The following is a 16,903-nucleotide window of genomic DNA, read 5'->3' as shown; positions in this document are numbered from 1 at the left end:
GGCCGGTCAGGCTAGTCCTCGCGCGTCGGGTCGAGGTAGCGCCCCCGCAGGTGGACCAGGGCGGTCTCCGCGCCCACGGTGACCGACTCCACGACGCCCTCGACCAGCAGGCCCCAGCCGACTGAGCGTGGTTCTGCCTCGACCAGGCGCACGCCGATCCACCCTGCGGTCCCGGCCAGCACGGGTCCCCACTCGCTCTCGCTCCAGTCGCCGAGGGTGAACAACCCGCCGGGGGCTGGGGCGTTGCCGGCGAACGCATCGGCAAGGAATCGGTGCTCGGGCCCGAGCAGATTGATCGTCCAGGTCGTCGGAGCCGACTCCCAGAACTCGGAGTCCACGTCCACCAGCCCCAGGACCCGCCCAGGGTCACCCTCGGCGAGCAGCACCGACGAGACAGTCAGGCCGCGACGACCCGCGCCGGAGCCGGCCGCCCACACCGTGACCGGGGCGGCCATCCGGCCGCGCATCCGGCGGAGCTGGTCGCGGTCGCCCTCGGCCGGCACGAACGGGTGGTCCGAGTGGATCGTCATCCCGCCAGACTAGTGAATAGGGAGGCAGGCGCCGGAGCGCATCACGGCCGGCTGGTCTCCTGCTCGACCGTCTCACGGCTGATGTCCTGATCGGATCGACGGCGCAGGTCCTTGACTGCAGGCGGACGATCGTAGGTCTGGTTCAGCGTGGGCACCCGGTCCTCGATCACGAAGGTGGCCCGCGTGAAGGCCGGCGCCCCCGCAGTCTTGACCTCGTCGAGGCAGCGGAAGTCGGCGCTGAGGTCATCAGGCGTGATCGTCGTGTTGACGTAGCCCCGCAGGTTGTTCTGGAACTTCAGGTGCGGATTCCAGCCCAGCCATGGGTGCGCGGTCGACGCCGAGTCGGTGCCGTTGCCACCTGACGTGATCGAGGAGCACACCAGCTCCGTGCCGACCGACGTGGTCGTCGGATCGTCATAGTCGAGCTTGAGCTCGCTGGCCCAGTGCGCGTGCACGTCGCCGGTCAAGACAACCGGATTGCGTACGCCCGCGTCGACCCAGCCCTGCGTGATTCGATCGCGGGAGGCCGCGTAGCCGTCCCACGCATCCATCGACACGGTCTTGACCGGCCCGGAGTTGCTGTCACGTTGAGCGAAGAACACCTGTTGACCGATGACGTCCCAACGAGCGCGGGACTGGTTGAATCCGTCGATCAACCACTCCTCCTGCGCCCCGCCGGTGATGGATCGAGCGGGGTCGACGGCCGCCGGGCAGTCCGCACGATAACCATCGCCGCAGCCCTGGTCGTCGCGAAACTGTCGGGTGTCCAGCAGGTGGAAGGTCGCCAGCTGGCCCCAGTGCAGACGCCGATAGAGCTGCATGTTGGTTCCGCGCGGCACCGAGCCGCGGCGCAGCGGCATGTTCTCGTAGTACGCACGGAACGCGGCCCGGCGCCGCTCGAGGAAGCCCGGCGTCTCTGCCGGCCGCTCCGGGATGTCCGCGGCCCAGTTGTTGTCGACCTCATGGTCGTCGAACACCACGGCCCACGCGGTGGCGGCGTGCGCGTCCTGCAGATCGGCGTCAAGCTTGTACTGAGCGTGTCGCTGACGATAGTTCTCCAGGGTCACTGTCTCGGGCCCGTCGTGGTGGCGGACGTTGCCACCGGGAGCGACATAGGCATTGGCGGTGTACTCGTACTGGTAGTCCCCCAGATGCAGGACGAGATCGGGCCGATCCTCGGCCAGCCGCCGGTATGCCGTGAAGAAGCCGTGCTCGTACTGAGCACATGACACGAAGGACATCGCCAACGACGCCGGCATCGCGTCGCGGCGGGGCGCCGTGACGGCGCGACCCACGCGCGAGAGGTGTGAACCGGCAGCGAACCGGTAGAAGTATTCGCGGCCGGGCTGGAGCCCGTCGGCCTCGACGTGGACCGCATGGCCGAGATCGCGATGCGTCACGACAACCCCTCGGCGCACGATCTGCCGGAATCGCTCGTCGCGTGCGATCTGCCAGCTGACCGGGATGCGCCGGTCCGGCATGCCGCCGAGGCCATCGCCGGCCAGCGGATCGACCGCAAGTCGGGTCCAGAGCACGAAACCGTCCGGCGTGGGATCACCAGCCGCGACGCCCAGCGTGAAGGGGTCGCGCGGCAGCTTCAGCGCATGCGCCCGTGCGTCTGCCGGGCCAGCCGCCAGGATCGGGGTGATGGCGCCGGCGCCGAGCGCAGCGCCGTAGGTCAGGAAGTCGCGTCGCGTTGTGGGCATGGTCCAGTGATGTCGGCGCTGGGTGAACGGCCGATGACCTCAGCAGGTCCAGCCGCGACAAACTGTCCGACGATCCAGTGGCTCGTCAGTACTCGGCGGCGATGGCGAGCTTGTCGATGAACGGCTGGAAATTGGACGCATCGATCGCGGCAAAGGCGCCCTGGCCGCAGAATGTGCTCAGCACGAGCGCGAAATCACCGCTGCGGTAAGCGTAGATCTCGCCCTCGACACCGTCGCCACCGGTCAACTTGGCGTGCGAGACCTTGGTCGTCGCAGAGAGGTCCTCGGAGCTGGTCACCAACGGGAACGACGAGACGTCACGACCGCTGACGTCCAAGGTGGTGCCGAGCGCCCGGCCGGTCCGCTTGGCGTACTCGTCGAGGACCTGTTCCTGGGTCGGTTCCTTGGCCGTGCCGAGGCCCGCCGGTTGGAACAGGCTGACCACGCAAGGGCCGCCGACCTGCCACTGGGCTTCACCGGGATCGGTCTTCAACCGCTTCCACGAGGACGGGGCCGCGGGCACGCGCCACCGGACGTCCGTGGGTGTGCCCGTGATGATGCCGGCGACGTCGTCGGAATCGACGCCCTTGGTAGGGCTCTTCGAGGGTGAGGGCGCCGGATCACCCGCCGAGGCGTCGTCATCACCGCCACATGCCGGAAGGGCGAACACCAGTGTGGCGGCGAGTCCGCCCAGAACAGCACGGCGCATGACAAGTCCCCCGATGGTTGTGCGATGTCCGGCCACCGTAACGGAATCTCGCACACCACGGCACTTGACTTAATTCAAGAGTCGTACTAAACCTGAGGGATGGCAGCGGACCTCGTACTGGGCATTGACTCATCGACTCAGTCGACCAAGGCCCTGCTCGTCGATGCAGGGAGCGGAGAGGTTGTTGCTCGTGGGTCCGCGCGCCATCCGGACGGGACCTCGGTCGACCCACGAGCCTGGCTCGACGCCTTCGACCAGGCCACCGACGGGCTGCTCGACCGGGCGACCGCCCTGGCGGTCGGCGGCCAGCAACACGGCATGGTCGCCCTGGACAGCGCAGACCTGCCGGTGCACGACGCGATCTTGTGGAATGACACCCGCTCCAGCGGCGCGGCACTCGACCTGATCGCCGAGATGGGCGGCCCCGAGGCCTGCGCCGACGCCGTCGGCAGCGTGCTCGTCGCGTCCTTCACATCGACCAAGCTGCGCTGGCTGCGCGACCACGAGCCCGAAGCGGCCGGGCGTACGCATCGGGTGCTCCTCCCCCACGACTACGTCTCGCGGCACGTCACCGGCGGTGATCCGTTCACGGATCGCGGCGACGCATCCGGGACCGGCTACTTCTCCACTGCCGAGGATGACTGGCTCCCCGAGATCGCCGAGGCGGCCCTCGGCCACGCCGTCGCGCTCCCCCGGATCGTCGCGTCCGGTGAGGTCGCCGCCACGACGGCATCCGGCCTCGTCGTCGGCGCGGGCACGGGCGACAACATGGCCGCGGCCCTCGCGCTCGACCTCGAGCCGGGCGACGTCGTCGTCTCGATCGGTACGTCCGGGGTCGCCTCCGCGATCACCGAGGCGCGCATCTGCGACGGCACGGGATCTGTCACGGGATTCGCCGACGCGACCGGCCACTTCCTCCCGATGGCGACCACCATGAACGCCGCTCGGATCCTGGACCTGCAGGCCAGGCTGCTCGGCGTCGACCATGAGGAGCTGGGCCGGCTCGCCCTCACCGCGCCACCGGGTGCGAATGGGCTGACGATCCTCCCCTACTACGACGGCGAGCGGACCCCCAACCGTCCCGACTCCACCGGCACGTGGGCAGGTCTGACCTCATCGACGTCCCGCGAGGACATCGCCCGTGCTGCGTTCGAGGCGCTGCTGTGCTCACTCGCCGACGCGGTCGACCACCTGTCCGGCCAGACGGGCCTCATCCCGCGGCGGATCCTCATGGTCGGCGGGGCCGCGAGCAACGAGGCCGTCCACGCGATCGCCCCCGCCATCTTCGAGACTCCCGTCACGGTGCCCGCCCCTGGCGAATACGTTGCGCTCGGCGCGGCCCGCCAGGCCGCCTGGACGCTGGCCGGCAGCAAAGCGCCCCCGTCGTGGGGCCTGGCCGACGCCAGGACATACGAAGCGGAGCCGACCCCTCACGTGCGTGAGGCCTACGCACTCCTCCGCGACCACTGATCATCACCACACCACCACGACAGAAGGCAGAAGCATGAGCATCCCGACCCCCACCCCGTCCGACAAGTTCTCCTTCGGTCTCTGGACCGTTGCCTACGCCGGCCGGGATCCATTCGGGGAGCCCACCCGTGCTCCGATGGACCCCGTCTACGCCCTCGAGCGCCTCGCGGGCCTCGGGGCGTACGGCGTGAACTTCCATGACGACGACCTGATCCCGTTCGGGTCCGACGACACGACCCGCACCCAGATCGTCGACCGCTGGAAGAAGGGGCTCGCGGACACGGGTCTTGCCGTGACCACCGCCACGACCAACCTCTTCGGCCATCCGATGTTCAAGGACGGCGGTTTCACGTCCAACGACCGTGAAGTTCGCCGCTTCGCGATCCGCAAGGTCATGCGCAACATCGACCTGGCCGCCGAGCTCGGCGCCAAGGTCTATGTGTGCTGGGGTGGGCGTGAGGGTGCAGAGTCCGGCGCCGCCAAGGATGTCGCCGCCGCGCTCGACCGATACCGCGAGGCCTTCAACCTGCTCGGCGAGTTCGTCCACGACAAGGGCTACGACATCAGGTTCGCGATCGAGCCCAAGCCCAACGAACCTCGCGGCGACATCCTCCTGCCGACGATCGGACACGCGTTGGCCTTCATCGAGACACTCGACCGGTCCGAGGGTGTCGGGGTCAATCCCGAGATCGGGCACGAGGAAATGGCCGGGCTCAATGCCGCTCACGGCTACGCCCAGGCGATGTGGCAGGGCAAGCTGTTCCACATCGACCTGAACGGCCAGACCGGACCACGCTACGACCAGGACTTCCGGTTCGGCGTCGGCAACGTCCGCGGCGCGTTCTGGGTCGTGGACACGCTGCTGAGCGGCGGATATGACGGACCAGTCCATTTCGACTTCAAGACGCCCCGCACCGAGGACGACGAAGGCGTGTGGACCGCGGCGCGGGCGTGCATGACGAACTACCTGATCCTGCGCGACAAGGCGCTGGCCTTCCGCGCTGATCCGGACGTACAGGAGGCGCTCGAGGCCGCCAAGCTGCCCGAGCTCGCGCAGTCGACCCTGTCCGACGGCGAGGGTTGGGCCGACCTGGAGGCGGCCCAGCTCGGCGACCCCGACGAGCTGGCGGCCCGGGGCGCCGGGTTCGAACACCTGGACCAGCTCGCCCTCGAACACCTCTATGGAGTGCGCGGAGAGTGACTTCCTTGGCCGGGGTCCCGACCGGGACGGAGCATGTGCGCAGGCAGAACACCGGCCTCGTGCTGCGCTCGTTGCGGGGTCAGGGACCGGCCACACGGACCGAGCTGGCGCGGCGGACGGGGTTGGCCAAGGCCACGGTCGGGACGATCGTGGGCGAGCTCGAGGCCGCCGGCGCCGTCATGCAGGACGACTCGGTGCCCACCGGCCGCGGGCGGCCAGGACGTCCCGTCACGTTGACCGGCGAATCGATCCTGGGACTGGGCCTCGAGGTCAACGTCGACTACGTGGCGGCTGTGGCCCTCGACCTCGCCGGCAACGTCCGAGTCGCTGAGACTCGTCCGGTCCAGACCGCTGGCCGGCCACCGAGCGCACGCGAGCTCGTCGACCTGGCGACCGATGTCCGTACGGCACTGATCAACGACGGAAAGTCGGTCATCGGGGCGACGGTCGCCGTGCCGGGCCTCGTCGCCCGCGACAACCGGACGGTCTCGTGGGCCCCCAACCTGGAATGGGAGGGCCGCGAGCTGGCAGCCGAGATCGAGGGCCATTTCGGCCATGACTGCCCCACCACGATCGACAACGACGCCAACTGCGCCGCGCTCGCCGAGGCGTCGCACGGTGTCACGACCGACGTGCAGCACTCGCTCTACATCACCGGCACGATCGGCATCGGTGCCGGCATCGTCCAGGACGGCGCGCTCCTGCGGGGGGGAGCCGGGTTTGCCGGCGAGGTCGGCCACATGCCGATCGGCGACCCTGACCAGATGTGCGGCTGCGGGCGCCTGGGTTGCTGGGAGGCCTCGGTCGGCCTGCGGGCGATGCTCGCGGCGGTCGGCATGGAGGAGCACTCGACACCCCTCCAGACCGCGATCGCCGTCGCCGCCCGAGCCGCCGACGACAGGTCTGTGCGCGACTCGCTTGCCCGGCTGGGGCACGACCTGGGCACCGGGATCGCGACTCTGGCCGCGGTGCTCGACCCTTCCGTCATCGTGCTGGGCGGCTACTTCGTGCCGCTGGGAGAGTTCGTCCTGCCCGCGGCCGCGGAGGTGCTGGCGGCGCGTCTGCCGTCGGCCGGAATCCACCTGCCGGAGATCCGGCTGAGCTCGCTCGGCATCCATGCCGCGGCGCTGGGCGCCGCAGAGGACGCCCTGGCCGACGTCTTCGCCGGCACCGTGGCGGTCTGAGCCACGACGCTCAGCGGCCGCGGCCGCCGCTGTTCCCGGGGTAGAAGGAATGCGTGGCCGTCACACCGCCATCGACCGCGAACTCGCCTCCAGTCGTGTAGCCGCTCTCGTCGCTGGCCAGGTAGACGTACAGCGGAGCAACGTCCTCGGGCGTTCCCACGCGCTCCAGCGGGACCCTTGTCGCTCCCCACTGCATCGCCGCCTCGCCGCCGGCCGCCTGGGTCATGGCTGTGTCGATCATCCCCGGGTGCACCGAGTTGACGCGGACCCCGTGGGCGCCGAGCTCGACCGCCGCCGCCTTGGTCATGCCGCGGATCGCGAACTTGGTGCCGGTGTATGCCGTCAGCGAGGCCATCCCCGCGAGCCCTTCGACAGAGGAACAATTGATGATCGACCCTTGGCGGTTGCGTTTCATCGCGGGCGCGACGGCCTGCATGCCGAGGAAGCATCCCCTCATGTTGACGCTGATCAGCAGGTCGAGATCCGCAAGCGGCATCGTGTCGACCTCGCCGAAGCGCAGGATGCCGGCGTTGTTGACCAGGACGTTGACCGATGTCCCGAATCGCTCCTCGGCTTCTGCCACGAGCCTGTCCCAGGATGCCGGATCGCTCACGTCGTGGTGGCTGAAGTACGCCACCTCACCCAGCTCGGAGGCCAGCGCCAGACCCGCTTCGTCTGCGACATCGGCGATGACGACCCTGGCTCCCTCGCGAACGAAGGCGCGCGCGATGGCCGCGCCCTGACCTTGGGCCGCGCCGGTGATGATGACGTGCTTGTCCACGAGACGGGACATCGTTCTCCTTGAGCCGGGGGTGGGTGGGTTAGAGCGAGAGGATCGAGTCGGCGGCGAACGAGGTCTCAGGGTCGCGGCCGGCGAAGAAGTCACCGAGCGTCCGGTCGAGCTCGTCGGCCGACCACAGGTCGCCCGTTGTGTCGAACCGCTGCTCCACGACAGGCGCGGCCATCAGCGCGACCATCCCCCCGTAGACGACGAACACCTGGCCATTGATGCGCTTCGCCGCGGGAGAAGCGAGATAGGCAACCAGCGGTGCCACGTGGTCCGCGCTGTAGGTGTCGACCGCGTCGCCGGACTCGTCTGCCCCGAAAACGGCGGCCGTCATGGCGGTGCGGGCACGCGGGCAGATGGCGTTGGCCCGCACGCCGATGCGGGACAGGCCTCGTGCCGTCGAAAGGGTCAGCGCCGTGATGCCCGCCTTCGCAGCCGCGTAGTTCGCTTGGCCGGGCGAACCGGTCAAGAAGGCCTCGGAGGCGGTGTTGACCACGCTGGCATCGACCTGTCCGCCGGTCTCCTTGGCCACCTGCTTCCAGTGTGCTGCGGCATTGCGGGACAGCAGGAAGTGGCCCCGCAGGTGGATACGCACCACGAGGTCGAACTCGTCGTCCGACATGTTGAACAACATCCGGTCACGCGTCACCCCGGCGTTGTTGACGACGATGTCGAGGGAGCCGAAGGACTCCAGTGCGGTCTGCATGATCAGGTCCGCGGTGGACCTCTCGCCCACGTCGCCAGGAGCGACCACCACCTCCGCGCCCAGGGCCTTGATCTCGACGGCGGTCTCGTCGGCGGCCCCAGGGAGGTCGTTGAGCACCACCCGGGCACCCGCGCGGGCGAGCGCGAGCGCCTCCGCACGCCCGAGACCCGCGCCCGCGCCCGTGACGACAGCGACCCGGCCGTCCAGAGACGTGCCGCTCATGCGACGTCCACGATGCGCAGCGCCGACTTGGGACACGCAGCAACGGCCTGGCCCACGCGGATGCGGTTCTCGTCGGTCACCGTCGGATCCTCGACCTGGAGGAAGTCATCGTCATCGACGACGAACACGTCCGGCGCCATGGCCTCACACAACGCGTTCGCCTCACAGGCATCGAAGTCGACCTCAACCTTTGCCACCACGGACCTGCCTCCTCGACATCGGGGATCTCGAACTAGAACGTGTTCTAGTCTAGCCCAGGGCGGTCAATTTGGACATCACCCAGTCACCGTCGCCCCTGGTCAAGGTGATGACCAGGCTGTTGCGACTCAGCTGCTGGTTCGCCTTCTTGCCGACCCCGGCAGTTGTCGTCTGGTTGATGAACACCAACACCTTGGCCTCACGTTCGGTCGCGTCGATGATCGCCGAGGAGACCACTGAGGCCTGGAGCGCGATCTTGTTCTTCGTCGTGTTGTCACGGACCTGCTCCATGGTGGCCTCGTACTCCTTGCGGAACTTGGGCGTCATTCGGGCGAGGGCGACCTCCATGTCGTTCGCCAGGGACTTGTAGCTGTAGGACAGCGTCCTCTGCGTCAGGTCAGCGGCCGCGATCAACACCTCGGTCCGAGCCTCCTCGCCGACGAGGAGGCCGTTCGGAGCGGCTACGGACGACGCGTTCTCGGCGCGCCACCACAACGCACCGACGCCCGCCCCTGCGAGGAGGACGAGCACGGCCAGCAGCATCGTCAGCCGTCTCTGCACGAATGCCCAGCTGAACCGAGGGCTCTTTGCACCCCCATCCTTCGGATCAGATGCATCCTCCTCCTCCGTCGGATTCGGCGCGTCCTCGTCCGGCGGGTCCCCAGCCTCCTCGGCAACAGTCGCAGGGCCGGATCCTCCCCGGGTCCAAGGCTGCAGCCCGACCTGACGTCTGGGCCGCGACTCGGGGCCGGCTTCGGGAGTCACGTCGGACTGACAGAACCGACAACGGGTGGCGGCGAGCTTGATGTTCTCCGCACAGAATGGACAGACGCGTTCGTCACGCTTCGTCTTGGCCATGGCTCAGCCCACGAACTCGAGCTGGGAGACCAGCCAGCGGCTGTTCTCCTTGGCCATGGTCAGCTTGATCCGCCAGGACCGGTCCTCGGCCTCGCCCTTGGTGCCCTTGTTGCGCACTTCGCTGCCGGCCGCCACGAAGACCGACGCGGAATCGGCGTCGACCTCGCTCAGTCCGATCTCTCCGACGCTGCCCTTGGAGTACGACTCCTGGCTGGCTGCCGACTCCTTCAGGGACTTCAGGGACGCCCGATACTGATCCTTGAAGGTCCCGGTCGAGATGTCGAGAACCCGGTCGGTGACGTCATCCATGCGGGTGTGGTCGATCGCGAGGAATGCCAAGGTCGCCTCGCGCGCGGCTCGCGTGATGTCCGAGTACTCCTGGGCCTGCTTCTCGTCCGGTGTGCTGCCGGGCGCCGCCGCGCTGCCTCGGACGGCGAACAGCGTCAGCCAGCCGAGCAGCACCACGAGCACCACAGCGAGCACGATGTTGATCGCCGTCGGGCGGGTGACCGTCGGGCGGTTCACCGGTCAAGTCCGGCCGGCGGTGGCGCGTACTTCATGCCACGCATGTTGATCGGCGGGCCAGACTTGCACTCGGCGGGGAAGAATGGCACAAAGCTCTCCTCAGAGGTCGGCCGCCACTGGCCTGGCGGGAGGTACCCATCCATGCACGCCGGCGGCTCCTGGTTCAAGTTGAGATTGACCCGACCGAACTTCTGACCGTCCGCGTCGGCAAGCGCCGATGGGCCGGCCGCAACGAGTCGCGGGAAGGTGACGAGCAGCTGCTCGATCGCGGGGAGCCGCGCCTCGACGACCTCGCTCACGCTCACCAACGGCTTGAGCAGTGGTGGGAGCTGTCTCCGCAGGTCACGGAACAGGCGCGTGAGCTCCACGGCGGAGGGCCCGGCGTCATTGAGGATCTGCCGGACGTCAGGGTCCGAGTCGGCCAGCGTCCCCGTCAGGGCGTCGAGGTCGCGGGCGAGATTGCGAATGTTCGCGGAGTTGTCCTGCTGGGTCTGCAGCACCGTCTGGGCATTGCGAAGCAGGGCGACCGTCTCAGGCTCGTTGGCCAGCGCAGCGTCGATGAACAGCTGGGTGTCGTCCACCAGCGAACGCAGAGGTGCCGCGTTGTCCCCGAACATGGTTCCGAGCTCGGTGACGACCGTGTTGAGCTCCTCCCCGTCCAGGCTCGAGACGAACCGGCTGAGGTCCTCCAGGAGGAGGTCCTCCCCCAGCGGCAGGCTGTCCTTGCTGCCGCGGATGGTGTCGCCGTCCTCCAGGATTCGTCCCTCCTTGGATCCGGGCTCGAAGGAGATGTACTGCTCGCCCACGGCGCTGAGGTTGTTGACGAAGACCAGCGAGCTCGCCGGCACCTCCGCGTCCTCCTTGAGGGCAACGTCCACCCGCAGGCCCTTGTCTTTCACGGACATCTTCGACACCTTGCCGATCTTGACGCCGCGGTACGTGACCTCGCTCCCTTCGAAAAGACCGCCCGACGCCGGGAGAAGGACGTGCACCGTGTAGCCACGCCCGAGGATCTTGTCGACGAAGCCGAGATAGGAGCCACCGACGTAGACGAGGCTGACGGCACTCAGGAGCACGAAGGCGATCAACCTGATCTTGATCCCGCGCCTCATGACGACCCACCCCCAAGCAGGCCACGAAGAAGTTGGTCGACGGGCGATCCACCTCCGCCAGAACCCTGCGAGGGCCGCGGAAGAAGCGGCTCGACGGGCGCGAGTGGGTCGGTCGGAGTCGGTCCGGGCACACCCAGCTGGGCCTGTCCAGTGCCGGCAGCGCCGGGTGCGGCGCACAGCGGCAGTGAGGCGAGCACCTTGCAGAACTGCTCGACCGCGTCACCGCCCGGTGCGCAGATCGGCGCGGCGGGCGTCGCGCGGCACAGGGTCGTGAGGTCATCGAGCGTCGTCGGCAACAATCCACCCTCACTGATGGGGGTGAGCTTGAACTGCATCTTGAACACGACATTCGCGAAGTCACCGCGGATGGTGTCCGCCGCATCGATCGGGAACGGATAGCTGGCCGCGGCGACCGCACCCGGCACGAGCGAGTCGCCGGTGTCGGCGAGCTCCCGCAGCACGGGCTCGAGGTGGCCCAGCTCGGCCACGAGGTCGTCCTTGATCTTGTCGACCACCCGCGTGCCGACCTCGCCGAGCTTGTCCAGCTCGGTGAGCACCCCGACCAGCTCGTCGTGCTGGTCCCGCAGGACGGTGATGGCCGGCGCAGCTGCCTCGATGGCTTCACCGATGGTGTCCTTCTCGGCGACCAAGGTCTTGCTCAAACCGTTGACCGACTCGAGCGCCTGGACGATGTCGCCGCGCTGGGTGTCGAGCATCCCGACGAATGTGTTGAGCTTGTTGAGCACACCGCGGATCTCACCGGTGCGTCCCTCCATGATCTCGTTGAGCTCGCTCGTGATGGTCTGCAGCTGTCCGACACCGCCGCCGCTCAGCAAGTAGGACAGCGCACCGAGGACCTCCTCGACCTCAGGATTACGACCGGTGCTGTCCATCGGAATCACGTCACCCGAGCCGAGCCGACCGGTGCTTGCCTCGATGGCTCCTGAGTCCGAGACCGGGGGCGGCGCAGACAGCTCCACGAACTTCTCACCGAGCAGGCTCGTCTGACGGATCTCGGCCTCCGCGTTGTCGGGGAGGACGACATCTTTGCGGATGCGCATCTTCACGCGAGCGCGCCAGCCAACCCGGGTGACGGATTCGACCTGCCCGACCGGGACGTCTGCCACCAGCACCGAGGATCGCGGGACGACATTGAGTGCGTCGGCGAAGTCGGCGCTGATCTCGAAGCTGTTGTCGGCACTGACCTTGTTGCCGGGAAGTGGCACGTCATAGATGTCGAAGGAGCAGCCACTCACGAACAGCGCAGAGGTCATCACGGCCACCGCACAGGCCCGGAAGGATCTCATCAGCGATCACCACCCAACAGCTCGAGCAGGGTGGCCGGTCCATCGCCCGGGGTGGGCGAGGCGGCCTCCGGGATGATCCCCAACTCGTCCGGGTCAAGAGCCTTCGCGGGCTCGGTGGCCCCAGCGGCTCCTCCCGAGGTCGCGGGAAGCAACGGTTGGAGGATGTCGGTGAGCGACGCGCACACCGACTCCGGGGCGCCATTGCTGACCAGGATCTGGCAGAGGAACTGGTCGGGACGGAACTGGATGCCCGGTGCCGCCTGGATCCGGGAGCCGAAGGTGCCCGTGGTGGGCTCGAACGACAGGGCGAGGTTGCCCAGCGCCAGCGGGCCCTTCTGGAGCACCAGCCCCACGGAGTCCTTCTGCCGGTCCACCCGGTCGAGCAGGCTGGTCAACGACTCGACATTGGCGCTGAGGGCCTTGCGGTTCTCGCCGACGAATCCCTCCACGGAGCCAAGGACCTCGCTCAAGGACGCCAGGACCCGCCGGAGCTCGTCCCGCTCGCCCTCGAACTGGCCCGAGACAGCGGCAAGATCCTTGAGGAAGGCCTCCACCGTGGTGTCGTTGACGGCCAAGGTCTCCGTGATCTCCGCGAGTGCGCGGACATTCTCGAACAGCGGTCCACGGTTCCGGGCAAACGTGCCCGCCGCGGATGACAGGTTGCGGATCGTCTCGGACCCGAGCTCGCCGTTGCCGTCGAGGGCCTTGGCCCCCGCCGAGAGCAGGTTGTCCAGCGCGCCGGTGGTCGAGCCGGCCTTCGGCCCGAGGGTCACCGCGAGGTCGTCCAGCGACTTGAACATCCGATCGAGCTCGATCGGGGTATCGGTGCGTGCCAGCGGGATGTCCCCGCCGTCCCGCAGAGCGGGCCCTTCGGAGTATGCCGGGAAGACCTGCACATAGCGGTCCGCCACGAGCGTGGGAGTCACCACGGCTGCCTTGGCATCTGCCGGCAGCTGGTACTCCTCGTCGTAGGTCATCTCCACCCGCACACTGTTCCCGTCCGGCACGACCGCCGTGACCTCTCCGATCCGCACACCCATGACTCGGAGCTCAGTCCCCGGATAGACCGCGATCGCCCGCTCGAAGTGCGCGGTCACGGTCTGCGACCCTCCGCCGGGGAACACCACGAACGCAAGCACGAGCAAGGCGACGGGCAGAGCTGCCGCCACCAGCTGAGACTTCCTGCTCCAGTAGGTCATCGGACACCTCCCGCTGGTGCGGGCTCGAACTCGCCGCTGAACACGCCGAGGATGTTCGGCACGTAGGCGTCGAACCATGGACCCGAGCCGACGACGTTGCCCAGGATGTTGACGTAGGGCCCGTAGTTTCGCAGGAGCGTCTCGATCTGCTTTTCTCGCGCCTGCAGGAAGTTCAGCACATTGTCCAGCCGATCCAGTGTGGGACGAAGCTGTTTGCGGTTGTCCTCGACCAGGCCCTCGAGCTCGACGGCCAGCTTGTCGGCGTTGACCAGGAGGTCGTGGATCGTGTCCTTGCGCTGCTGCAGCTCCTGGAAGATCAGGCTGGCCTTCTTCATCAACACCACGAGGTCACCCTTGCGCTCGTCGAGCAGCTTCGTGACCCCACTGGATCGCCTCAGCAGCTGCTCGATCTCCGCGTCGCGGGACGCGATCGTGGTCGAGAGACGAGACAGGCCGCTGAAGCTCGAACGCACCTCCGGAGCAGCCGAGTCGAGAGTCTCGGCCAGGGCGTCCAGCGCGTTGGTGAGGTTCTCCTTGTCGGTCTCCTCGGTCTGTGTGGTCAGCTGACCGAGGGTCCCGACGATGTCGAACGTGACGTCCGTACGCGACAACGGGATCGTCGCACCGGAGTCCAGACTGCCACTTCCCTCGGACGTGATGTTCAAGAACTTGTCCCCCAACAGGCTCTTGACCTCGACGCTGGCCCGCGTCGAACGGCCCAGCGTCGCATCCTTGACGTCGAACTCGGCGACGACCTTCTCGGGGCCGATGCGCAGCTTGTTGACCCTGCCCACACGGACGCCGGCGACCTGGACCTCACTGCCGGCACGCAGTCCGCTGGCATCGGTCAGCTCCGCGCGGTAGGTCGTGCCGCGAAATCCCGGCAACTTCTGCAGGTTGAACGATGCCACCATCACGAGCAGCAACACTGCCAGCGAGATGATGCCGATCTTCAGGATGTGGGATTCACTTCTGTCCGCCATCACTGACACCTCGATGCTTTGCTGACCAAGGTGAATTCGGCAATGGACTTCTGGACGTCTTCTGGCAGCGTGTCCATCAGCTGACTCGGCAGCACCACGCCGCCCTGGAACTCACAGAGGTAGTAGTTGTACCAGGACCCGTAGACGCCGATCCGGGTCTGCTTGGCGAGCATCGACGGGAGCAGGTCGAGCGTGCGGTCCAGATAGGCCTTGTTCTTCGGTTCCGCAAGGATCGTGAACAGGCGGCGCAGCTGAGCGATGTCCGCCTTCAGTGGAGGACGGGCCTGGGTCAGCAGGTCGGCAACCGTCTCGGTGACCTCGGAGATGTTCTTCAAGGACGATCCGATGACCTCCCGGTCGTCGGCGAGGGTGCCGAACCACGACCGGAGGCTGACGATCAGCTCCTCCAGCTCCACGTGGCGGTCGTCAACGGTCTTCATCAGGGCGCTGAGGTTGGTCACCACTTCGCCGATGAGCTCGTCCCGGTCGGCCAGCGTGCTCGTCAGCGAGGCCGTGTTGGCGAGCAGCTCCTGCACCGTGCCGCCCTCGCCCTGAAGCACGCGGACGAGATTGAGCGACAGCTTGTTGATGTCTTCGGGCCGCAGGGCCGCAAACAGCGGCTGGAAGCCGTTGAACAGCTCGGTCAGGTTGAGGGCGGGCGTCGTGCGACTGAGCGGGAGGGTGCTGCCAGCCTTCAGCCGGGACGCACCCGCCTTGCCCTCCGACAGCGCCATGTAGCGGTCGCCGATCAGGTTGAGGAACCGGACGTTGGCCCGCGAGTCCTCGGTGATCGGCACTCCGTCCTTGACCTCGAACGTCACCATGGCCTGCTCCCGGCGGTGAATCTTGACGTCCTTGACCTGTCCGACCACGACGCCCGCGATCCGTACGTCGTCGCCGGACGCCAGCTCGGAGGCGCTGGAGAAGACCGCCTTGTACTCGCTCTTCGAACCGCCGCTGAAGCCGCCGATGATCGAGACAAGCGCACTGGTGATCAGGACCGATGCCAGCGTGAAGATGCCGAACTTGACGGCGGCCAGCATGAAGGTGGAGTCGCGGGTGTTCATCCGAGGCCCCCGTCCGGCTCGTCCTTGTCGGATCCGTCCTTCAACGGCTCGAACGTCGCCGGGATCCGATGGTTGTCCGGCAGCCCCAGACACCAGGGACCGTGGCCGACCTCGCCGTATGACGCCGCGTCCGCAGCGGTGTAGCCAGTCCGCTGAGGTGCGCCGAGCTCGAGGGTCTGGTGGATGATGTCGTTCTGGAAGACGTTCGCGGTGTTCGGGATCTGCCGGTCGAGCCCGGTCAGCACACATTTCAGCTCGGGCGAATAGGTGTCGAGGAGGGCCAGCAACGGTCGGGCCGAGCGCGTCTGGGCGATCAGCTGGCGCTCGTTCTCCGCCAGAGTCACGCGGGCGATGCGCGCCAGGCCGGTGAGGCTGCCCAGCGCCCGGTTGAGGTCGCCCTCCTTCTGCGTCACGGTGCGCGCAGTCACCGTCGCGTTGCGCAGGAGCCCGATGAGGTCGGGCGCGGCGAGGTCATAGGTCTTGGCCACCTGGCCGAGCAGCCGCATGTCCGTGCGCAGCGTCGGCAGCTCCTGATTGATCCGGCCGAGGTAGTCGTTCAGGTCGACCAGGGTGTCCCCGATCTGGTCACCCTTGCCCTTCAGCGCCGAAGCGAGCGCGTTGAGAGCGGCGTTCAAGTCGGCCGGGCGCACCGATCGCAGGAGCGGGAAGAGATCGGCGAGGATGCTCTGCAGCTCGACATTTGTCGTGACCCTGCTGGCGGGGATGATCGAGCCATCCCGCAGCGGGCCTGCCGACGTCTCGGTCTCGGGAGGCACCAGCTCGAGGTAGTTCTGCCCGAACAGCGTCGTCGGCAGGATCCGCACGCCGATGTCACCGGGGAGGGCTCGGGCGGCCTCGGGTCGCAACGAGACGGTGATCACGGCTCGCTCGCCGTCGCTGTTGATGCTCTTGACGTGGCCCACCAGGGCGCCGTAGACCCGGACGTCGCCGAATCGGGCGAGCTGCAGGCCAGCACGGTCGGCCATCACCGTGACGGTCGTGCTGGAGGTGAACCGCTTGTCGTAGATCGCGATCGACAGCACGATCAGCAGTGCCAGCGAGGTCATGAAGGCGACCCCCGCGATCAACAGTCGCCGGTGCTCTCGCGCGGAGTCGTCATAGATGTTGGCAAGCATCGC

At 67.7% G+C, this 16,903-nt stretch carries 17 protein-coding genes; 3 read left to right on the top strand and 14 right to left on the bottom strand.

All coding sequences use genetic code 11. The features are described 5' to 3' along the window. Positions 1-11: 11 nt before the first annotated feature. From WKF39_RS02360 to WKF39_RS02350, 3 genes are all read right to left on the bottom strand, one after another. Positions 12-530 carry a flavin reductase family protein gene (locus WKF39_RS02360; RefSeq protein WP_340385494.1) on the bottom strand — a complete coding sequence of 173 codons (519 nt, stop codon included), beginning with the start codon at positions 528-530 and terminating at the stop codon, positions 12-14. Positions 531-571: 41 nt separating this feature from the next. Next, positions 572-2,236 (bottom strand): alkaline phosphatase D family protein, encoded by a 1,665-nt coding sequence (locus WKF39_RS02355; protein WP_340385492.1) that lies wholly within the window; start codon positions 2,234-2,236, stop codon positions 572-574. An 85-nt stretch (positions 2,237-2,321) separates the two neighbouring features. After that, positions 2,322-2,945 carry a hypothetical protein gene (locus WKF39_RS02350; RefSeq protein WP_340385490.1) on the bottom strand — a complete coding sequence of 208 codons (624 nt, stop codon included), beginning with the start codon at positions 2,943-2,945 and terminating at the stop codon, positions 2,322-2,324. A 99-nt stretch (positions 2,946-3,044) separates the two neighbouring features. Here WKF39_RS02350 and xylB point away from each other — a divergent pair, with 99 nt between their 5' ends. From xylB to WKF39_RS02335, 3 genes are read left to right on the top strand one after another with little or no spacing between them, the layout of a single operon-like run. Further along, entirely contained in the window at positions 3,045-4,415 is a 1,371-nt protein-coding gene (gene xylB, locus WKF39_RS02345; RefSeq protein ID WP_340385489.1) for a xylulokinase, read from the top strand. A 34-nt stretch (positions 4,416-4,449) separates the two neighbouring features. Next, the gene (xylA, locus tag WKF39_RS02340) at positions 4,450-5,616 is read left to right on the top strand and encodes a xylose isomerase (RefSeq protein ID WP_340385487.1); all 1,167 of its coding nucleotides are present in this window, start codon (positions 4,450-4,452) and stop codon (positions 5,614-5,616) included. Positions 5,617-5,621: 5 nt separating this feature from the next. Next, positions 5,622-6,800, top strand: coding sequence for an ROK family transcriptional regulator (locus WKF39_RS02335; RefSeq protein ID WP_340385485.1), 1,179 nt, complete (start codon positions 5,622-5,624; stop codon positions 6,798-6,800). A 10-nt stretch (positions 6,801-6,810) separates the two neighbouring features. Here the strand turns inward: WKF39_RS02335 and WKF39_RS02330 are convergent, their stop codons facing one another. From WKF39_RS02330 to WKF39_RS02280, 11 genes are all read right to left on the bottom strand, one after another. Next, positions 6,811-7,593, bottom strand: a complete 783-nt coding sequence (locus WKF39_RS02330; protein WP_340385483.1) for a glucose 1-dehydrogenase — start codon at positions 7,591-7,593, stop codon at positions 6,811-6,813. Between the two features lie 28 nt (positions 7,594-7,621). Continuing rightward, positions 7,622-8,515: a 3-oxoacyl-ACP reductase gene (locus WKF39_RS02325; RefSeq protein ID WP_340385481.1), complete on the bottom strand. Its 894-nt coding sequence runs from the start codon at positions 8,513-8,515 to the stop codon at positions 7,622-7,624. Further along, entirely contained in the window at positions 8,512-8,715 is a 204-nt protein-coding gene (locus WKF39_RS02320) for a ferredoxin (protein ID WP_340385479.1), read from the bottom strand. The genes WKF39_RS02325 and WKF39_RS02320 overlap by 4 nt, the downstream gene beginning before the upstream one ends. Before the next feature lie 49 nt (positions 8,716-8,764). Beyond that, positions 8,765-9,274 (bottom strand): hypothetical protein, encoded by a 510-nt coding sequence (locus WKF39_RS02315; RefSeq protein WP_340385476.1) that lies wholly within the window; start codon positions 9,272-9,274, stop codon positions 8,765-8,767. 300 nt (positions 9,275-9,574) lie between these two features. Beyond that, positions 9,575-10,096 carry a hypothetical protein gene (locus WKF39_RS02310; RefSeq protein ID WP_340385474.1) on the bottom strand — a complete coding sequence of 174 codons (522 nt, stop codon included), beginning with the start codon at positions 10,094-10,096 and terminating at the stop codon, positions 9,575-9,577. Next, positions 10,093-11,208, bottom strand: a complete 1,116-nt coding sequence (locus tag WKF39_RS02305; RefSeq protein WP_340385472.1) for an MlaD family protein — start codon at positions 11,206-11,208, stop codon at positions 10,093-10,095. Before WKF39_RS02305 ends, WKF39_RS02310 begins: the two co-directional genes overlap by 4 nt. Further along, positions 11,205-12,482 carry an MCE family protein gene (locus tag WKF39_RS02300; RefSeq protein ID WP_340385470.1) on the bottom strand — a complete coding sequence of 426 codons (1,278 nt, stop codon included), beginning with the start codon at positions 12,480-12,482 and terminating at the stop codon, positions 11,205-11,207. The genes WKF39_RS02305 and WKF39_RS02300 overlap by 4 nt, the downstream gene beginning before the upstream one ends. A 32-nt stretch (positions 12,483-12,514) precedes the next feature. Beyond that, a complete protein-coding gene (locus WKF39_RS02295) occupies positions 12,515-13,714 on the bottom strand; it encodes an MCE family protein (RefSeq protein ID WP_340385468.1) in 1,200 nt (399 codons plus the stop codon). Further along, positions 13,711-14,697: an MCE family protein gene (locus tag WKF39_RS02290; protein ID WP_340385466.1), complete on the bottom strand. Its 987-nt coding sequence runs from the start codon at positions 14,695-14,697 to the stop codon at positions 13,711-13,713. The genes WKF39_RS02295 and WKF39_RS02290 overlap by 4 nt, the downstream gene beginning before the upstream one ends. Next, on the bottom strand, positions 14,697-15,764 hold the full coding sequence (locus WKF39_RS02285; protein ID WP_340385464.1) for an MlaD family protein: 1,068 nt from the start codon (positions 15,762-15,764) through the stop codon (positions 14,697-14,699). The genes WKF39_RS02290 and WKF39_RS02285 overlap by 1 nt, the downstream gene beginning before the upstream one ends. Further along, on the bottom strand, positions 15,761-16,900 hold the full coding sequence (locus WKF39_RS02280) for an MCE family protein (RefSeq protein ID WP_340385462.1): 1,140 nt from the start codon (positions 16,898-16,900) through the stop codon (positions 15,761-15,763). The genes WKF39_RS02285 and WKF39_RS02280 overlap by 4 nt, the downstream gene beginning before the upstream one ends. Positions 16,901-16,903 lie beyond the last annotated feature (3 nt).

Source organism: Aeromicrobium sp., from assembly GCF_037719875.1.
In the GTDB taxonomy this organism is placed as follows: Bacteria; Actinomycetota; Actinomycetes; order Propionibacteriales; family Nocardioidaceae; genus Aeromicrobium.
Note: the sequence above shows the minus strand (reverse complement) of the source record. Positions and strands in the feature narration are given on the sequence as shown.